At 64.1% G+C, this 17,642-nt stretch carries 15 protein-coding genes; 8 read left to right on the top strand and 7 right to left on the bottom strand.

Features of this window, described 5'->3' with window-relative positions:
• Window positions 1-75: 75 nt before the first annotated feature.
• Window positions 76-2,259 (bottom strand): bifunctional 23S rRNA (guanine(2069)-N(7))-methyltransferase RlmK/23S rRNA (guanine(2445)-N(2))-methyltransferase RlmL, encoded by a 2,184-nt coding sequence (gene rlmKL, locus ACQ5BL_RS02575; RefSeq protein ID WP_243808866.1) that lies wholly within the window; start codon window positions 2,257-2,259, stop codon window positions 76-78.
• Between the two features lie 486 nt (window positions 2,260-2,745).
• On the opposite strand from rlmKL, the gene rmf reads away from it, so the two are divergent.
• Window positions 2,746-2,964, top strand: a complete 219-nt coding sequence (rmf, locus tag ACQ5BL_RS02570; RefSeq protein ID WP_207884362.1) for a ribosome modulation factor — start codon at window positions 2,746-2,748, stop codon at window positions 2,962-2,964.
• A gap of 103 nt (window positions 2,965-3,067) precedes the next feature.
• Here rmf and ACQ5BL_RS02565 read toward each other — a convergent pair whose 3' ends face one another.
• On the bottom strand, window positions 3,068-4,093 hold the full coding sequence (locus ACQ5BL_RS02565; protein WP_243808867.1) for a quinone-dependent dihydroorotate dehydrogenase: 1,026 nt from the start codon (window positions 4,091-4,093) through the stop codon (window positions 3,068-3,070).
• A gap of 53 nt (window positions 4,094-4,146) precedes the next feature.
• A complete protein-coding gene (locus ACQ5BL_RS02560; protein WP_243808868.1) occupies window positions 4,147-4,368 on the bottom strand; it encodes a DUF2835 domain-containing protein in 222 nt (73 codons plus the stop codon).
• A 149-nt stretch (window positions 4,369-4,517) separates the two neighbouring features.
• Between ACQ5BL_RS02560 and ACQ5BL_RS02555 the strand changes: the two genes are divergently transcribed.
• Window positions 4,518-5,399, top strand: a complete 882-nt coding sequence (locus ACQ5BL_RS02555; protein WP_243808869.1) for a DUF6685 family protein — start codon at window positions 4,518-4,520, stop codon at window positions 5,397-5,399.
• Window positions 5,400-5,410: 11 nt separating this feature from the next.
• Here the strand turns inward: ACQ5BL_RS02555 and ACQ5BL_RS02550 are convergent, their stop codons facing one another.
• Window positions 5,411-5,824, bottom strand: coding sequence for a helix-turn-helix domain-containing protein (locus tag ACQ5BL_RS02550; protein ID WP_207884358.1), 414 nt, complete (start codon window positions 5,822-5,824; stop codon window positions 5,411-5,413).
• 123 nt (window positions 5,825-5,947) lie between these two features.
• Here ACQ5BL_RS02550 and ACQ5BL_RS02545 point away from each other — a divergent pair, with 123 nt between their 5' ends.
• Window positions 5,948-6,157: a DNA-binding protein gene (locus ACQ5BL_RS02545; protein ID WP_243808870.1), complete on the top strand. Its 210-nt coding sequence runs from the start codon at window positions 5,948-5,950 to the stop codon at window positions 6,155-6,157.
• Window positions 6,154-6,423: a hypothetical protein gene (locus ACQ5BL_RS02540; protein WP_207884356.1), complete on the top strand. Its 270-nt coding sequence runs from the start codon at window positions 6,154-6,156 to the stop codon at window positions 6,421-6,423. The genes ACQ5BL_RS02545 and ACQ5BL_RS02540 overlap by 4 nt, the downstream gene beginning before the upstream one ends.
• On the opposite strand, the gene ACQ5BL_RS02535 is transcribed toward ACQ5BL_RS02540, so the two are convergent.
• Entirely contained in the window at window positions 6,414-6,944 is a 531-nt protein-coding gene (locus ACQ5BL_RS02535) for a hypothetical protein (protein ID WP_207884355.1), read from the bottom strand. The genes ACQ5BL_RS02540 and ACQ5BL_RS02535 overlap by 10 nt on opposite strands.
• A 201-nt stretch (window positions 6,945-7,145) precedes the next feature.
• On the opposite strand from ACQ5BL_RS02535, the gene ACQ5BL_RS02530 reads away from it, so the two are divergent.
• Entirely contained in the window at window positions 7,146-7,358 is a 213-nt protein-coding gene (locus ACQ5BL_RS02530) for a hypothetical protein (RefSeq protein WP_207884354.1), read from the top strand.
• 159 nt (window positions 7,359-7,517) lie between these two features.
• Here the strand turns inward: ACQ5BL_RS02530 and ACQ5BL_RS02525 are convergent, their stop codons facing one another.
• Window positions 7,518-9,458: an amidohydrolase gene (locus ACQ5BL_RS02525; RefSeq protein WP_243808871.1), complete on the bottom strand. Its 1,941-nt coding sequence runs from the start codon at window positions 9,456-9,458 to the stop codon at window positions 7,518-7,520.
• A gap of 69 nt (window positions 9,459-9,527) precedes the next feature.
• Here ACQ5BL_RS02525 and ACQ5BL_RS02520 point away from each other — a divergent pair, with 69 nt between their 5' ends.
• Window positions 9,528-10,247 carry a TetR/AcrR family transcriptional regulator gene (locus tag ACQ5BL_RS02520; protein ID WP_243808872.1) on the top strand — a complete coding sequence of 240 codons (720 nt, stop codon included), beginning with the start codon at window positions 9,528-9,530 and terminating at the stop codon, window positions 10,245-10,247.
• 323 nt (window positions 10,248-10,570) lie between these two features.
• Here the strand turns inward: ACQ5BL_RS02520 and ACQ5BL_RS02515 are convergent, their stop codons facing one another.
• Window positions 10,571-15,433 carry an NAD-glutamate dehydrogenase gene (locus ACQ5BL_RS02515; RefSeq protein WP_207884351.1) on the bottom strand — a complete coding sequence of 1,621 codons (4,863 nt, stop codon included), beginning with the start codon at window positions 15,431-15,433 and terminating at the stop codon, window positions 10,571-10,573.
• A gap of 320 nt (window positions 15,434-15,753) precedes the next feature.
• Between ACQ5BL_RS02515 and ACQ5BL_RS02510 the strand changes: the two genes are divergently transcribed.
• The gene (locus ACQ5BL_RS02510) at window positions 15,754-16,635 is read left to right on the top strand and encodes a DUF1353 domain-containing protein (RefSeq protein WP_243808873.1); all 882 of its coding nucleotides are present in this window, start codon (window positions 15,754-15,756) and stop codon (window positions 16,633-16,635) included.
• Window positions 16,636-16,682: 47 nt separating this feature from the next.
• Window positions 16,683-17,642, top strand: coding sequence for an AAA family ATPase (locus tag ACQ5BL_RS02505; RefSeq protein WP_207884349.1), 960 nt, complete (start codon window positions 16,683-16,685; stop codon window positions 17,640-17,642).

Raw genomic sequence — 17,642 nt, 5'->3', positions numbered from 1 at the left:
TTCTTATAGCAGATGATGGCAGATTGCCCAGAAACCACTCGACGCACGGCCTGCAAGGCCGTGCACCAGTTGGCATCAGCGCACGGTAATGCGCCAGGCGCGGTGGATTCTGCTGTTACGGGCGAAGTCCTGGTCCAGCGTCTGGGCGCTGATTTCCTCGACCTGGTAACGCGCGGCCAGCCCTTCGTCCAGCTCGAATTTGCGGAAGTTGTTGGAGAAGTACAGCACCCCGCCCTTGGCCAGACGCGCCATGGCCAGGTCGAGCAGCTCGACATGGTCACGCTGCACGTCGAACACACCTTCCATGCGCTTGGAGTTGGAGAAGGTCGGCGGGTCGATGAACACCAGGTCGTACTCGCCGCGATCTTCGCGCAGCCACTCCATCACATCGCTCTGCACCAGGCGCTGCTTGTCGGAGAAACCGTTGAGCGACAGATTGCGCCGCGCCCAGTCGAGATAGGTTTTCGACAGGTCGACGCTGGTGGTACTGCGCGCATCGCCCTTGGCCGCATGCACGGTGGCCGTGGCGGTGTAGCAGAACAGGTTGAGGAAGCGCTTGCCTGCGGCCTCGCGCTGGATGCGCAAGCGCATCGGGCGGTGGTCGAGGAACAGGCCGGTATCGAGGTAGTCGGTCAGGTTGACCAGCAGTTTTACGCCGCCCTCTTCCACTTCCATGAAGCGGCCTTCGGCGTTCTGCCGCTCGTACTGTTTCTTGCCGGTCTGGCGTTCACGGCGCTTGATGACGATGCGCTCGGTAGGAATCCCCAGCGTCTGCGGCAGGGCGGCCAGCGCGTCGAGCAGACGGATCTGGGCCTTCTCCGGATCGATGGACTTGGGTGCGGCGTACTCCTGCACGTGCGCCCAGTCGCGGTAAAGGTCCACGGCCAGGGCGTATTCGGGCATGTCAGCGTCATACACCCGGTAGCACTCGATCTTTTCCTTGCGCGCCCACTTGCCCAGCGCCTTGAGATTCTTCTGCAGGCGGTTGGCGAACATCTGCCCGCCTTCGCTCAGGCGTGCCTGCTCGATTACCGCAGCGCCCTGGGTCGGCGCCGACTCGCTGCGCTCACCGCGATCGCCGGTCACGAACTGGCGCGGCTCCACGTCGAGCATGATCAGTTTGCAGGGCAGCGCGCCGTTGAAGAAGGCGTATTGCTTGTGACTGCGGATACCCATGCGCTTGCCCAGCTCCGGCGCACCGGTGAAGACGCCGGCGCTCCAGCCCAGGCAGCTCTGGCGCAGACGTTCGCCCAGGTGCTGGTAGAGGTACAGCAGGCTGGCTTCGTCACCCAGGCGCTCGCCGTAGGGCGGGTTGCAGATGATCAGACCCTTCTGGCCCTTGTCCGGACGCGGCTCGAAGGTGGCCAGTTCGCCCTGGTAGATCTTCACCCACTCGGCCAGCCCGGAACGTTCGATGTTGTTGCGCGCGGGCTGGATCAGCCGCGGGTCGGCCTCGTAGCCGCGAATCCACGACGGGGTCTTCGACAGGCCGACGTCAGCCCGGCGCTGGGCTTCTTCGACCAGCTTCTTCCAGATGGCCGGCACATGGCCCAGCCAGTTGCTGAAACCCCAGCGCTCGCGCTTGAGGTTCGGCGCGATGTCGGCGGCGATCAGGCCGGCCTCGATCAGGAAGGTGCCGACGCCGCACATGGGGTCGGACAATGCACCGCCTTCAGCGGCGATCTTTGGCCAACCGGCGCGGATCAGCACGGCAGCGGCGAGGTTTTCCTTCAGCGGCGCGGCGCCCTGCTGCAGGCGGTAACCGCGCTGGTGCAGGCTGTGGCCGGAGAGGTCCAGGGACAGCACGGCCTGGCCACGATCAAGGTGCAGGTGCACGCGGATGTCCGGGTTGACCTTGTCCACGGTCGGGCGCTTGCCGAACTCGGCGCGAAGGTTGTCGACGATGGCGTCCTTCACCTTCAGTGCGCCGAAGTGGGTGTTGTCGATGCCCGAGCCCTTGCCGCTGAATTCCACCGCCAGGCTGCCGCCTGCGTCCAGGTGATCGCTCCATTGAACGGCATTGACGCCCATGTAAAGGTCTTCGGCGTTGTTCACCGGGAAGCGCGAAAGCACCAGCAACACCCGGTTCGCCAGGCGCGACCACAGGCACAGGCGATAGGCCGTCTCCAGGTCGCCCCGCCCGCGCACCGCCGACACCTGCGCGCGCGCCTCCTCGAGGCCCAGCGCCTGGGCTTCGTCCAGCAACAGGCCATCGAGCCCCTTGGGGCAGGTGAGGAAAAGTTCGTAGTGTTCCGCCATGTCAATCTTCCCGGGCCGCGGCCCTTTCTTTTTCAGGAAGCTCCACCAGGGAGCCTCGTCGGCCATCCGCGCGCTTGGTTTTCCGCGAACAGCAATCGGTGTTCATTCTCCGGGACGGAAGTTCAATCCGTCTGCGACCTCGAGTCGCATCTCACCGGCCCACTCGTCGGAATGAGAGAAAGTCGCAATTAGACACACTTTCTCCTTGACCCGGTACAACCCCGCGCCCCTGGTGGGTTACGCGATGATGGCACTTCCAAACCGGGCCAACTCTTATGGCTTGATTCCATAAGCGTTAAGTCTTTATGACAAATTGGTCGTTCACAGGCCCCAAGGCATTGGTTAGAACTCAGCTTAATCCGTTATCGCAACGATGACGGGCGGGGCGTGTCACGCCGGCAATGCGCCCCATTGGCGGAATTTTCCGCCCGGCCTCCCAGGGGGGGCCAACGGGACATAACAGTCAACAAGTGAGGGCAACACCCTATGAGAAGACTTAAGCGTGATCCGTTGGAAAGAGCCTTTTTGCGCGGTTATCAGCACGGCATTACTGGAAAATCTCGCGACCTCTGTCCGTTTACTCATCCCACTGCCCGGCAATCCTGGCTCAATGGCTGGCGTGAGGGCCGTGGCGACAACTGGGATGGTTTGACCGGCACCGCCGGTATTCAACGTCTGAACCAGATGCAGCACGCGACCGGCTGAATCGACGGACCACACCGACTTCCCCAAGCCGCCCCATCCGGGCGGAAAAGGGCGCAAGCCCAAGGGCTCCGAAAAGGAGCCCTTTTTATTTCCCTGCTCTTGCTCAGCCCCGCTTGGCCGCAGCGATGGCATCCACCGCCTCACGAATCAGCGCGGGGCCCTTGTAGATGAAGCCCGAGTAGATCTGCACGAGGCTGGCACCGGCGGCGATCTTCTCCGCCGCATGGATACCCTCGGTGATTCCGCCCGCGGCGATGATCGGCAGGCGCCCGCCCAGCTCACCGGCCAGCACCTTGACGATGTGGGTGCTCTTCTCGCGCACCGGCGCACCGGACAGGCCGCCCGCCTCATTGCCGAACGGCAGGTTCTCCACACCTTCACGGCCCAGCGTGGTGTTGGTGGCAATCACCGCGTCCATGCCCGATTCGATCAGCGCAGCGGCAACCATGGCGGTTTCCTCGTCGCTCATGTCCGGGGCGATCTTGATCGCCAGCGGCACACGGCGGCCATGCTGCGTGGCCAGGTCTTCCTGACGCTGGCGCAGGGCTTCGAGCAATTGCTTGAGTGAGTCGCCGAACTGCAGGCTGCGCAGGCCGGGCGTATTGGGCGAGCTGACATTGACCGTCACGTAGCTGGCGTGGGCATAGACCTTGTCCAGGCAGATCAGATAGTCGTCCACCGCGCGCTCGACCGGCGTGTCGAAGTTCTTGCCAATGTTGATGCCCAGCACGCCCCGGTACTTAGCCGCCTTGACCCGCTCGATCAGGTGATCGACGCCATGGTTGTTGAAGCCCATGCGGTTGATGATCGCGGTGGCCTGCGGCAGGCGGAACAGTCGCGGCTTGGGGTTGCCCGGCTGGGGACGCGGGGTGACGGTACCGATCTCGACGAAACCGAAGCCCAGTTGCGCGAAGCCGTCGATGGCATCGCCGTTCTTGTCCAGGCCGGCCGCCAGCCCTACCGGGTTGGCGAACTCCAGGCCCATCACCTTCACCGGCAGGCTCGCCGGGGCCTTGGTGACCAGGCCGTTGAGGCCAAGGCGGCCACCGGCACCGATCAGGTCGATGGACAATTCGTGGGACGTTTCCGGGGATAGCTTGAACAGGAGCTCACGGGCCAGGCTGTACATGGTCGGGCATCGGTCGGCAAAATGGGGCGTTATTATAGCCGGCCGCACCTCGCTCAGGCGAGGCGACGCAGCGCCAATAGCCGCCCGGCATCATCGAATTCCAGTTCGAAGCTACCCTGTACGCCCGCATGCGTGATGAAAGGGCGCAGATGATGGGCCGGCAGGTTGACCCGGCGACCGTCGCGGCTGGTCACCAGCACACGGTTGGCGTCCCCGCGGTAGACTGCCTGCAACCTGTCCGCAGGCAGGCAGATGTCCAGCACTACGCAAGCCATGGAGGCCTCCCCCGAGTGAAGGGAAGAATTTTGCCACAACGCATGCGCCAAACAGCGCCAGGGTTTTCTATGCTTAGGGCAATTCGCCGTGCATCCTCTCCGGCGCTTCCTGCACTGACCGTCCGGCCATCGGGAGTCTTGCGTCGCACATGAGTCAGCCGCCTCGCCACCGCAGCATGAGCAGCCGCCTGGCCTCCCTCGCCCAGCGCCTGGGGCTTGGTGGTGCCGATGCCCATAACCTTGCACAACGCAGCCGCACGCTGTCCCTGCCGTTCAAGACCCTCGAAGCCTGCGCCAGCGGCATCGGCTGGCAGTCCGGAACACCGCTGCACCGTCTGATCGACCTGCCACGCGGCGCCCTCTCCGGACCGGTGCAGGAAGACAAGGCGCGCATTCACGCCGTGCTCAAGCGCCTGGTCGGCAGCCACAGCGACGAGCAGCCGTCCCTCGACCTGCGCTCGCTCGACGGCCTGTGCCAGCGAGGCCTGCAGGACAGCCCGCTGGCAACATTGGAGGAGCTGGCGCACAGCGACAATGGCCGCAAGGTGCGGATCATCAGCTACAACGACTTCACCCGGGTGCTCGGCCAGGCGCTGCCGGGCTTCGAACGCCGGGCTACCTTGCAGCTGCGACGCGCCAGCTGGCATGGCAAGCGGCTGTTCTGGAATGACGACAATCACGCCTACGAGATGGCCAGCGCGGTGGTCTATGCCCGGCGGCGCGGACTGGAGATCAGCCTGCCGGCGATCATTCAGAGCTTCGAGCTGCGCACGGCGGTACTGGACGAACTGGATCGCGACTTCCACATGCTGGCGATGCCGGCGCAGGCCTGGAGCGACCCGGCGTTCATGGGGCTGCTGCTGGAAACCGGCATGCCCTATGCCCGCTTCGGCCTGTTCAATACGGAAACCCCGGAAAGCCTGCTACTGCCCAAGGATCATCCGCAGTCCGACACCTTCGGCCAGGGCTTGCGGGAGGCGGGTGCGCCCGACGTCATCGGCTATCTGCGGCGCACCGGCAACACGGACTGACAGCCGCCGCACTACAGGTCGGCGTCTTCCTCGCGCAGCCGCCGCTCCTCCTCGCACAGGCTGTCCAGCACCTCGCGATGGCGCGCCTGCCACTCCTCCAGGCTCAGATCGCTGCTGTCGAGCAGTTGCGGATGACGCTTGACCAGATAGACCGCCGCGCGCTGGGCGGAATCGGCGACCTTCCAGGTCACCTCGGTGGAATCGATCGGTCCCTCGTAGGTGATCCAGCGGCTGAAGTCCTCGTATTCGCTGCAGACTTTCTGGAAGTCTTCGTCACGCATGCGCTGGTTGCCGTACTCGATGTTCTCCACATCTTTCTCTTTCATACCGACGGTTTCGGCAAATGCGCGGCGCGACAGGCCAGTCAGCGAACGAAGCGCCCGTAGTCTTTCTCCTGCAGTGAACAGGAAACGTTTCTTCACCATGTGTCATCCGTGTCCGAGACTGCGAAGTCCGGCTATAAAGTCCTAACAATCAGGATAAATTCCCACTTCAACAGGGGCTCGAACCTGTCGTTTCGAGCGATTTCCGATGGTGCAGGATGCAGCATGAAAGTGGAAGAATCGTTCTCCCCGGACCTCATCGCGGGCAAGTACTACCTGACGCCGGAGCGCTTTGCACGATTGATCGGCATGGGCGACCGGCTGGCCGTGGTGCAACGCTGGATTGACCTCGGCGAGGTGCCGTCGCGGATGATCGGCGGCCAGCTCCTGGTGGACCTCGGCGCCCTGCTCAGACGTACCGATCCACAACGATGAGCCTGCCTCTGTTGCCGCGGCTCTGCCTTCACGCCGCCGACCTGGCGCGCGGCAAGCAGGTGCTGCTCGCGCGGGAGGAATGTGATGCCCTGCGGGATCTGCAGCGCATCGGCCTGCTGCACATGCAGGCGCCGGAGCTCGGCCGGCAGGCCACGCTCTGCACCTGCCGGCATCCCCGCTTGTTCGCCTTCCATTTCTATTACCGCTGGCTGCCGACCCACATCGGCAGCTTTCGTCCGTCAGGCAAGGACTTCGATCACTCCTGAGCGGCTTCCTGCGCAGCCTGCAGTGCCGGTGCCGCGGGAATGCCGATCTCCACGCAGAGCTCCATGACACGCGCAAGGTCCTCGCGGTAGACCAGCACGCACTGCAGTTCGTCATCCAGCGGCTCACTGAAGTCCACCAGCACATAGCCACCCTTCTCCGGATAAAGCGCGCCCAGCTGGGTCTGGATGCGGTTCAGCGCGGTGAGCGGCTCGGTCTTGCGCAGTTGCTTGGCTTGCAGGATGAAGTTGACGCTGGGGTCGAAGGACGCGCGAATCTCCCCGAACAGTTCCTCGAAGCTGTCGCCCTGGAACAGCACGATTTCCGGCAGGCTGCCCACCACGACCCATTCGCCCAGGGGAATCGGGAAGCTTTCGTCGTAGTTGATTTCCGGATTGGCCGCGTGGAAAGCCTCCGGATCGGCATAGGCCTGGGCGGCCTCGTCGGCGATCTGCTCGATCTCCGCCTCGCCCAGGCAGCCCGAGCTGATCAGTGTGAGGAGTTCGACGAGTTGCGCTTTCATGGGGGAGTCCTGAGAAAAAGATGAACAGCCGCGAAGGATATCCGCAATCGCGAAAAAACGCCGTAGTCAGGGAACCTTCTGACAGACTGATCGGTCGGAAGTCGCCATAACGATACTCACTATCAAACGGGATGATTTCTGCTCGATCCGTGCGATTGCTAGGCTGATATCCATTCCGAACTTCCCTGCGTGCATAAAACCATGAACCGTGCTCTCGCCCTCCTCACCCTGATCACGCCTCTCTGGCTGGCAGGCTGCAGCAGCCAGCCGGCGTCGCAGCAACCCTATAGCGATGCTGAAGTGAAGTCCTTCGGGCTGAAGATCCTGGGCGCCAGCAACATGTCCGACGATCTTTACGCCAAGTACCGCCGCGCCCTGACCGAGCCGCACCAGGATGGGCGCAGCGGGAGCTGAGCAGACCGCGGCGAACACCCGCGTGTTCGGATGAGCAGGACCTGCACATAAAAAATCCGATGCCAGTGCTGGCATCGGATTTTTGATTTCATGCGGTCAACGTCGAGTCCGGAGATTTATCCCTGACGTCAGCCGCAAAGGGCCCATGCCTACGCCGATCTATCGGCTGTAGACAGTCTTGCCGCGGAACACCGTCTGCATGACCTGGGTCTCGGCGATCTTCTCAGGCGTGCCCTGCTGGACCAGATCGAACAGGTTACGGTCCAGGACGATGAAGTCGGCGGACTTGCCCGGCTCGATCGAACCCATGAGTTTCTCCTGGCGAACTGCGCGGGCGCCGTTGATGGTGTAGGCGTCCAGCATCTGCTCCAGCGTTGCGCTCTGCGCGGGGTTGTAGGCCGGCTTGCCGGGGATGGCGCGGGTGATGCCGGCTGCGATGTTCACGAACGGCCGCGGGTCCCGCGTGTCGACCGGAGCATCGCTGCCTGCCACCAGCACGGCACCGGCCTTGGCGGTATTACCCACCGGGTAGACGGCGCCCCAGGTGTAGTTCTTCGGGTTGTAGAGCAGGTCGTTGATGTCCTGGCCTTTCTTGCTCGGTTCGAGGAAAGGAGTGATCAGGACGTCGTATTCGGGCTGCTCGTTGATCCAGGCGTAGGTGTAGGTGAGGTAGGTGCCCAGTTCGCCCAGACGCTTCTGGTCGTCCGGGTGGACCATCTGCAGGTGGGCGATGGTGTGCGGGATATGGCGATCGCCGTTGCGCTGGCGGGCCGCTTCCAGTGCATCGATGGTCACGCGGGTGGCACGGTCGCCAACGCTGTGGACATGGATGCTGAAGCCATCGGCATCGAGCGCGGTGGCGTAATTCTTGAAGTCCTCTGCCTTGTAATTGACGATGCCGTTGTTCTTCGTCTCCTCGCTGTCCCGGATGACGGTGACGGCGCCGGTCTCTTCATCCTGCTTGAGATGGGGTTTCTGGTAATGGTGCAGCATCCCGGCGTTAGGCGAGAACGGCGGCTTGCTGAAGGGGTCGCCTTCGAGTACGCCGTCGGCAAAGATTTTCACCGCATCCGCCTTGATCAGCGGATTGCCGGCGAACTCGGCGCGGACTTCCCGGGCCTTCTTCAGGTGACCGGCGATATCCACCTTGCCCTTGTAGTCATCGGCGATGAAACAGGTGGCGGCGGTGACGTGCATGTTCAGCAGGTTCTGCTGCTGCATCTTCAGCAATTGTTCGCGGATGAAATCATTGGCACAGGCATCCTGAATGCTGGTGATGCCGCTTTGCGCCATGACCTGCGCGACTTTCGGCAGGATGGCGCCATAAACGGCTTCGCCGCGCGGATCGCCCACCTCCTGGGCGAACATGTCGAAGCTGCCGACCGGAATCTTCTCCTTGGCAGCATCGCGGACTACGCCGCTGTCCAGGCTGACGTAGGGCGCAAGCTCGGCAAACACGCCGCCCTTGCCCAGGCTTTTGGCATCGAAGCCAACGACCTTGCCGCTGTCGTCCTGGGCCATGCTCAGGGCTTTCGAGTTATAGGCGCTGGCGTGGCCGTCCACGCCGGAGAGAACGACTGGGTGGCCGTCGGCCACCGCATCCAGGGCCTGGCGGATGGTCTTGTAGTTGCTGGTGGGCTCGTTGTTCTCATAGGGCACCCACTGTTCGATCTTCAGCCAGGCGCCGGGCTCGCTGGCGTAGCGCGGCAGGCACTCCTTCACCTTGCTGGCCAGTTGATCGAGGTTCACCCCCTTGCCTTCGAGGTCGCAGACATCCAGCGGGACCACGCCCATGACATGGATGTGGTTGTCGTGCAGGCCCGGCAGGACCATCTTGCCGCCCAGGTCGACCACGCGGTAACCCTGGTTGATGTAGCTTTCCGCGCCTTCGCGGTTACCGGCATAGACGAACTTGTCGTTCGACACGGCGATGGCCTCGACCTTTCGGCGCTGGGCATCCTGGGTATAGAACTGGCCGTTCAGGTACACCGTGTTGTCGCTGTTATCGATGCCCGGCGCTGGCGTCTGGCTGCATCCGGCAAGCCCGGAAAGCAGGACGAGGGAGGATAGCGTCAGGTGTTGTTTTGGTTTGAGCCGCATAAATTCTCCAATTAAATTACAGTATTTACTGTAATTTAGATTTCTACCAGCGATGCTCCGGGGCGTCAATTGCTGCGGTTTGACTCCCTCGGGCTGGTCAATGTGAAATGCGCAGCACCGAACGATGAGGCTGGGCACTGGATGATTCCGCACGATTTGAAGATGCGCCGCGAGCCGCGCCAGCAGCGCACCCTGGAGATCATCAGGAAGATCGAGCAAGCGACGCTGGCGTTACTCAAGGAGGGTGGCATGACCCTGCTGAACACCAACGCCATTGCCGAACGCTCCGGCGTCGACATCAGTTCGCTCTACCGCTTCTTCCCGAACAAGGAAGCGATCGTGTATCGCCTCGGGCAGCAATGGCTGGATGCGATCCGCAGCCGGGAAAAAGCGATCTTCGACGGCGGGCTGGGCCTGATCGAAACCTGGGATGCGCTGGGTGAGATGATCGACGAGATCGAGCAGGAGTACTCCGGTTACGGCGCACTCTGGCAGGCCATGGATGTGATTCCGGAGCTGTACGACCTCGAGGTGGAGCATGAGACCTTCCAGCTCGACAACATGCGGGTACTGCTGAGAAAGCATGGCTGCCAGTGGCCGGAGAAAGAGCTGACGGAACTGTTGCGCTACCTGTATCGCACCTGGGATGTGGTCAAGCAGGGCAGTATCGAACAAGGCGACGCGAGCGGGCTGATGTGGCGTGCGCATCAGAAATGGCAGTACCGGCTGCTGCGGCTGGCCGTCAGCACCCAGGGCGCGGCCGAATTCGAGCGCGAGCTGCAGGTTTGACACAGGTAGGGCGTACAACCGTTCGCGGTTGTACGCCGTTACACCCTGCCTCCGTCACCGTCTCCGGGGCCAGGCCCGGAGCGCCCTGAAACCAAGGCCAAGCGGCGTATAACGTCGAACGTTATACGCCCTACGATAATCGCCGGATCGCGGACAGAGTCCGCTCCTACAGGTTGAACCCTGCGCGGCTTTCGCAGGAGCGGAGCTTCTCCGCGATGCTTTTGACGATTCTGCATACCTTCCTTCCCGCACGAATCCACACCCGAAAAAAAGCCCCGCACTAGGCGGGGCTGGAGCATCAAAGGTTTAACCGGCGGTGCGCATCAGGGGATGCACACGCCGTGCTGGTTGCTTTGCGCGAGGTCCAGCAGCTCCCGGTTGGCGACGGCGTACATCGCGTAGTCGGTGCTGTTGGATGCACGCAGCTCGGTGAGCATGGTGCGCCAGCGCTCGACCATCGGCGCGTGCTGCGCCAGCCAGAGGAGCACGCGGGCGTCGATCTCCGCCGGGCCGTCCTGCATCTGCAGAACCGACACAGTGATGGCGCGCTGTTGCCAGTCCAGGTCGTCACGGAAGGCTTCGCGGGCCAGCGCCTGCCAGTTGTTTTCCACCGGCAGCGAGCTGATCTGCTGCAGGTACCAGGTCAGTTCCAGCTCGCTGCCCAGGGCGAAGTAGGCGCGCGCCACGTCGGCCGGGTCGCGGCCGGTGACGTCCGCCGCCTCGATGATCGGCAGCAGGGTGTAGAGGTGGCTGGTACCGGCGACCATGCGCGCCAGCAGCTCCGGCACGCCGGCATCGACGTAGCCCTGGTAACGCGCCTGCCACAGCTCGCGGGTGGGCCCTTCGAGCAGCTCGTTGAGCTTCAGGCCGAGGGCGGCGATACGCGGACCGAAGTGCGCCACGTCGCGGGCGGCATCCTGCTCGTTGCGGCGGCTGCGCAGGAACCAGCGGGTCGCGCGGCGGCCCAGGCGCATCAGTTCGTCCATCAGGGTCAGCTGCACTTCCGCCGGCACCTGGTAGTCCAGCGCCTCGATCTGGCGGAACCAGTGCGGCAGGTGGAAGACGTCACGCACGATCACGTAGGCGCCGGCCACGTTCGCCGGCGTCATGCCGGTGGACTCCTTCAGGCGCTGCACGAAGGTGATGCCCATGTGGTTAATCAGGTCGTTGGCGATCTGCGTGCTGACGATCTCGCGCTTCAGGCGGTGCTTGCGCATGGCCGGGGCGAAGGTGTCGACCAGGGTCTGCGGGAAGGCCGTCTCCATGTCGCGGGTCAGGTAGTCGTCGTCCGGCACCAGAGAACCCAGCAGCTGTTCCTTCAGATCGATCTTGCTGTAGGAAATCAGTACGGAAAGCTCGGCGCGGGTCAGGCCCTGGCCAGCAGCGATACGCTCGGCGAGCATTTCGTCGGTGGGCAGGAACTCCAGCGCGCGATCCAGCTTGCCGCGACCTTCCAGGTCGTTCATCAGCCGCTTGTACTCGGCGATGCGCTCGCGGGCGCGACGCTCGGCCAGGGACAGCGCCTGGGTCTGCTTGTAGTTGTTGCCCAGCACCAGGCCGGAGACCTGGTCGGTCATTTCCGCCAGCAGCTTGTTGCGCTGCTTGCTGGTCATGTCACCGGCGGCCACCACCTCGTTGAGCAGGATCTTGATGTTCACCTCGTGGTCGGAGCAGTCCACACCACCGGCGTTGTCGATGAAGTCGGTGTTGCACGCGCCGCCATTGAGGCCGAATTCGACCCGCGCCAGCTGCGTCATGCCCAGGTTGCCGCCCTCGCCCACCACCTTCACCCGCAGGTCGCGGCCGTCCACGCGCAGGCCGTCGTTGGCCTTGTCGCCGACGTCAGCATGGGTTTCCTTGCTGGACTTCACGTAGGTGCCGATGCCGCCGTTCCACAGCAGGTCGACCGGCGCCTTGAGCAGCGCGTTGATCAGCTCGGTGGGGGTCAGACGCTCGGCGTCGATGTCGAAGCGCGCACGCACTTCCGGGGTCAGGGTGATGCTCTTGGCGCTGCGCAGGAAGATGCCGCCGCCGGCGGAGATCAGCGACGCGTCGTAGTCCGCCCAGCTGGAGCGCGGCAGATTGAACAGGCGCTGGCGCTCGGCGAAGCTCGCCGCCGGGTCCGGATTGGGGTCGAGGAAGATGTGCATGTGGTTGAAGGCCGCGACCATCTGCAGCTTGTCCGACATCAGCAAGCCGTTGCCGAACACGTCGCCGGCCATGTCGCCGATGCCGATGACGGTGACGCTGTCCTTCTGCACGTCGATGCCGCGCTCGCGGAAGTGACGCTGCACCGAGACCCAGCCGCCACGGGCGGTGATGCCCATGCCCTTGTGGTCGTAGCCGGCGGAGCCGCCGGAGGCGAAGGCGTCGCCCAGCCAGAAGTCGTACTCGGCGGAGATGCCGTTGGCGATGTCGGAGAAGGTCGCGGTGCCCTTGTCGGCCGCCACCACCAGGTAGGGATCGTCCGGGTCGTGGCGCACCACGTTGGCCGGCGGCACGACCTTGCCTTCCTTGAGGTTGTCGGTCACGTCCAGCAGGCCGGAGATGAAGATGCGGTAGCAGGCGATGGCCTCGGCCTGGATTTCATCGCGCGTGCCACCCACCGGCAGGCGACGCGGGATGAAGCCGCCCTTGGCGCCCGTGGGCACGATCACCGCGTTCTTCACCTGCTGCGCCTTCACCAGGCCCAGCACTTCGGTGCGGAAGTCTTCCTCGCGGTCGGACCAGCGCAGGCCGCCACGGGCCACGTCGCCGAAGCGCAGGTGCACGCCTTCCACGCGCGGGCAGTAGACGAAGATTTCGAACTTCGGCGTCGGCCGCGGGATTTCCGGAATGGCCTTGGGATTGAACTTGAAGCTGAAGTAGCCCTTGTTCTGCCCGGCCGCATCCGGCTGATAGAAGTTGGTGCGCAGGGTCGCCTTGATCAGGTCCAGGTAGCGCCGCAGGATGCGGTCCTCGTTGAGCACTTGGACATCGTCCAGCGCGGTGAGGATGGCCTGCTCCAGTTTCTGCTGCTTGTCGTCCAGATCCTCGGCGGTGAGCTTGCGGGCCAGGTAGAAACGGGTCTTGAACAGGCGCACCAGTTCGCGGGCGATGTCCACATGGGCGTTCAGCGCGCTGGCGATGTAGCCGAGGTCGAAGCCCAGGCGAATCTGCTTGAGGTAGCGGGCGTAGGCACGCAGCAGCGCCACGTCGCGCCACGGCAGGCCGGCGGTCAGCACCAGGCGGTTGAAGGCGTCGTTCTCGGCGTCGCCGTTGACGATATGGACGAAGGCGTCCTGCAGGGTCTCGTTGAGCTCCTGGATGTTGACGTCCAGGCCTTCGGCGTAGGTGAAGGCGAAGTCGTGGATCCAGTACTCACGGCCGTTGCTGTGGCGCAGGCGGTAGGGGAACTCGCCGAGTACGCGCAGGCCGAGGTTCTCCAGGATCGGCAGGACGTCCGACAGCGCCAGCGGCGAATCGGCGTGGTACAGCTTGCAGTGCAGCTGCTGCTCACCCTGGGCCAGCGGCTGGTAGAAGCTCATCACCAGCGGGCGGTTCTCGGACAGGCTGGACAGGTGCTGCAGGTCCACCACCGCGAAGTGCGGGGCGAAGCGCTCGCGGTAGCCGGCGGGGAAGCCTTTGGGGAAGTCTTCCAGCAGGTTGTTGCCCTGGCCTTCGCCGAAGTTTTCCAGCACCAGCGCGGCGTAGTCGTCCTGCCAGGAGCGGCAGGCCTGGATGGCTTCCTGCTCCAGCTGGGCGGCGTCGACGTCGATGCGGTTCTTCGGATCGACGCGCAGGATGAACTGCACGCGCGCCAGGGTGGACTCGGAGAAGAAGGTCCAGAACTCGCAGTCGCTGGCCTTCAGGCGATCGCGCAGGACCTGCTCGATCTTGATGCGCGTCTCGGTGGAATAGATGTCGCGCGGCACGTACGCCAGGCAGTAGGCGAAGCGGCCGTAGGGGTCCTTGCGCAGGAACAGGCGGATCTTGTTGCGTTCCTGGATCTGCACGATGGACATGGCGGTGGCGAACAGCTCGTCCACCGAGGTCTGGAACAGGTCGTCGCGCGGCAGCACTTCCAGCACCTGGGCCAGTTCCTTGCCCAGGTGGGCATTGGCATCGAAACCGGAGCGGCGCTCGACTTCGAGCACCTTGCCGCGGATCGACGGGATCTGGGTCACGCTGTCGTTGTAGACCGACGACGTGAACAGGCCCATGAAGCGGAACTCGCGCAGCACCTTGCCCTTGGCGTCGATCTCGCGGATCGATACGTAATCCGGGTAGGCCGGGCGATGCACGCGGCTGGGATGCGAGGCCTTGGCGAAGGACAGCAGCAGCGGCTCGCGCAGGTAGGCCACCGCGTAGTCTTCGATGTGCAGCTCCTGCTGGCTGAGGCCGGTGCGCAGCAGCTTGGCCACACCGAGGAAGGACTTCTCGTCGTAGACCATGCGACCGCCATCGGTCTCGTCAGCGACGGTGAACTCCTCATAGCCGAGGAAGGTGAAATGGTTGTCCAGCAACCATTCGAGGAAGGCGCGCACTTCGGCGGTTTCTTCCGCGCGGGCCTTGGACTTCGATTTGCCCAGCCAGGCCAGCAGCTCCTCGGCCTTGGCGCGCATGGCCGGGAAGTCGGCCACTGCCAGGCGAACCTCACCCAGCACTTCGAGCAGGCTCTTCTCCAGCGTGCGCAGTTCGCCGACATGGGAGGCGCGGTCGATCTCCAGGTACATCAGCGATTCCTGATGCACGTCCTTGCCATGGGTGCCCTTGGGCAGGATTTCCAGCAGCTCGCCCTTGGCGTTGCGACGCACGCTCAGCACGTTGGTCTGCAGGGTGTGGATGCTGTAGCCACGGCGGTTCAGTTCCATGCGCACCGAGTCGACCAGGAACGGCTGGTCCGGATGCAGCACCTGCACGGCGGTATGGGTGGATTGCCAGCCGTGCTTCTCGTAATCGGGGTTGTACACCTGCACCTCGGGCTGCGCGGGGTCGAACCGCTCCAGCAGGCGCCAGGACGACAGGGTGCAACCGACCAGGTCGGACAGCCTGCGCTGGGTCAATTCGTCGAGGGAGATGAAACCGAAGAACTGTTCGGCGAACAGGGCCACTTGTGGCATGCCCTTTTCGTCGACGTGCTGCGCCAGGGCCGTCTGCAGTTGTTGCTGGAAGTCGGCTTTGCTGGCTGCGGTGAAGAACGCCATGGTGTTACTCCGCTGGGCTCGAATTATTGGATTGAGCGTAGTTCGCTTGTGCGTCTTGGGCAGGTCACGGATGTAATTGGGCAGTGTGACCCTCGATTGACCGTCCCGACCGGACGGTCACCGGTCCGCCGAGCTTATCGGGAGTGGACTACCGAGCGCTTACGGGGCTGCGACATATTCGTTCAACGGCTTGCTCCGGACGGACGCCGGGGAGTCCATTGGGTCATGACCGAAATACTTGGATGGCCGCTGACGCAGGAGATAGCAAAGCGCTACCATGCATCTTACTTCGCCTGGAATGCCCGCCTGGAATGGATGCCATGCAACGCCGCCCGCCCCTGCACCGCCCATTGCTGCGCCACCTGGACAACCTGCTGGTCACCTTGCTCGGCGTTGCTCTGGTCGCCCTGGCCTGGCTGTTCCTCGATCAAGCCGTGCGCCCGCTCCTGCTGGGGGCCGTACCGGTCTACCTCGGCGTGCTGCTGCCGCGCTGCATCGGCCGCCGTGAGCGCCTGCACCGGGTACGACTGGCACGGGAGCGTTCGATCCGCGAGTGGGGCTTCTGTAGCCGGGACCGCAACGGGCCGTGGATCAACTACATCGACTTCCCGCTGGTGCGCGAAGACGCCGTGTTCAACGGTCGCTTCTTCTATAGCGAGTGGCTGGTGGTGCACGACGGGCGCATCATCATCAACCCTGGCCCGGCCCGCGTGGACCTGGTCGCCGGCACCGTGAGTTACGACCTGTCCTGCCAACGCACCTACGCCTGGGACGGCTGCTCGCCCAAGGTGCCCTTCTACTGGATCGCCACCTTCGGCACGCCCGACTGGTGGGACCACCTGGAGCCGGTGCAGTCCCTGTGCCACGGCGAGCAGAAGCAGCGCCTGATGTTCTGGCCGGTAGCCCACCACGCGAGCCTGGTGCACGACGCGCTGTATCAGTTTCTCAACGTCGCCCCGGTGACCAAGGCCGAGGCGGACGAGTTGTTCCATCGCATGCTGCTGGAAGCCGGCATGCCGCGCCTGGTCGCCTGGGTCTACCGCTTCGCTGTCGTCCACGGCGGCGCCCGCGAGATGCGCCATGTGCGCAACCCGAACAGCCCGCTGCGCTGCCTGACGCCGCTGCCCGGCGACCCGGCGTCGCAGGCCGCTCTGCCCCAGGTGAGAACCCCGGCGCTCCACGCGGAACTGCCGATGCAGTAAAGTATGGGCCCCGACACAGCCCCACCCTCGTCCAGGAACCCCACGCGATGGAACATCGTGAGTCGCTGCTTGCGCTGCGCCAGTACCTCTCCAGCCAGATCCTCGGCCAGGAAAAGCTCATCGAGCGCCTGCTCATTGCCCTGATCGCCGACGGCCACCTGCTGGTGGAAGGCGCTCCGGGCCTGGCCAAGACCAAGGCGATCAAGGACCTGGCCGAAGGCCTGGAGGCCGAGTTCCACCGCATCCAGTTCACCCCCGACCTGCTTCCGGCGGACATCACCGGCACCGAGATCTACCGTCCGGAGAACGGCACCTTCGTCTTCCAGCAGGGGCCGATCTTCCACCACCTGGTGCTGGCCGACGAAATCAACCGCGCACCGGCCAAGGTGCAATCGGCATTGCTCGAAGCCATGGCCGAGCGCCAGGTCAGCGTGGGCCGCAGCACCTATGACCTGCCGCCGCTGTTCCTGGTCATGGCCACGCAGAACCCCATCGAGCAGGAAGGCACCTACCCGCTGCCCGAAGCCCAGCTCGACCGCTTCCTGATGCACGTGAAGATCGGCTACCCCGAGGCTTCCGTGGAACGCCGCATCCTCCAGCAGGCCCGTGGCGAAGCCCTGCATGGCGAGACCCGGCCCGAGCGCCAGGTGACCCAGGAATCGATCTTCGCCGCCCGCAAGGAAATCCTCGGCCTGTACATGGCCGACGCGGTGGAGGAGTACCTGGTGCAACTGATCATGGCCACCCGCAACCCGGCCAAGTACGACGCCGAGCTGGCCGAATGGCTGTCCTACGGGGCGAGCCCGCGCGGTTCGATCGCCCTCGACCGATGCGCGCGCGCCCATGCCTGGCTGGCCGGCCGCGATTTCGTCAGCCCCGAGGACATCCAGGCGATGCTGTTCGACGTGCTGCGCCACCGCCTGATCCTGTCCTTCGAAGCCGAAGCCGCCGGGATCGACCAGGACCGCGTGGTCCAGCGCATCCTCGACGTGGTCGCCGTCGCCTGA

The sequence above is a fragment of the Pseudomonas sp. B1-22 genome (genome assembly GCF_050474425.1).
GTDB lineage: Bacteria > Pseudomonadota > Gammaproteobacteria > Pseudomonadales > Pseudomonadaceae > Pseudomonas.
Note: the sequence above shows the minus strand (reverse complement) of the source record. Positions and strands in the feature narration are given on the sequence as shown.

Excerpts from the sequence above, each read along its gene's own strand:
- ACQ5BL_RS02505 (WP_207884349.1), top strand. The coding sequence starts at position 16,683 with ATGGAACATCGTGAGTCGCTGCTTGCGCTGCGCCAGTACCTCTCCAGC.
- ACQ5BL_RS02525 (WP_243808871.1), bottom strand. The coding sequence starts at position 9,458 with ATGCGGCTCAAACCAAAACAACACCTGACGCTATCCTCCCTCGTCCTG.
- ACQ5BL_RS02550 (WP_207884358.1), bottom strand. The coding sequence starts at position 5,824 with ATGGTGAAGAAACGTTTCCTGTTCACTGCAGGAGAAAGACTACGGGCG.
- ACQ5BL_RS02535 (WP_207884355.1), bottom strand. The coding sequence starts at position 6,944 with ATGAAAGCGCAACTCGTCGAACTCCTCACACTGATCAGCTCGGGCTGC.
- ACQ5BL_RS02515 (WP_207884351.1), bottom strand. The coding sequence starts at position 15,433 with ATGGCGTTCTTCACCGCAGCCAGCAAAGCCGACTTCCAGCAACAACTG.
- rlmKL (WP_243808866.1), bottom strand. The coding sequence starts at position 2,259 with ATGGCGGAACACTACGAACTTTTCCTCACCTGCCCCAAGGGGCTCGAT.
- ACQ5BL_RS02565 (WP_243808867.1), bottom strand. The coding sequence starts at position 4,093 with ATGTACAGCCTGGCCCGTGAGCTCCTGTTCAAGCTATCCCCGGAAACG.
- ACQ5BL_RS02560 (WP_243808868.1), bottom strand. The coding sequence starts at position 4,368 with ATGGCTTGCGTAGTGCTGGACATCTGCCTGCCTGCGGACAGGTTGCAG.
- ACQ5BL_RS02510 (WP_243808873.1), top strand. The coding sequence starts at position 15,754 with ATGCAACGCCGCCCGCCCCTGCACCGCCCATTGCTGCGCCACCTGGAC.
- ACQ5BL_RS02555 (WP_243808869.1), top strand. The coding sequence starts at position 4,518 with ATGAGTCAGCCGCCTCGCCACCGCAGCATGAGCAGCCGCCTGGCCTCC.
- ACQ5BL_RS02540 (WP_207884356.1), top strand. The coding sequence starts at position 6,154 with ATGAGCCTGCCTCTGTTGCCGCGGCTCTGCCTTCACGCCGCCGACCTG.
- rmf (WP_207884362.1), top strand. The coding sequence starts at position 2,746 with ATGAGAAGACTTAAGCGTGATCCGTTGGAAAGAGCCTTTTTGCGCGGT.
- ACQ5BL_RS02545 (WP_243808870.1), top strand. The coding sequence starts at position 5,948 with ATGAAAGTGGAAGAATCGTTCTCCCCGGACCTCATCGCGGGCAAGTAC.
- ACQ5BL_RS02530 (WP_207884354.1), top strand. The coding sequence starts at position 7,146 with ATGAACCGTGCTCTCGCCCTCCTCACCCTGATCACGCCTCTCTGGCTG.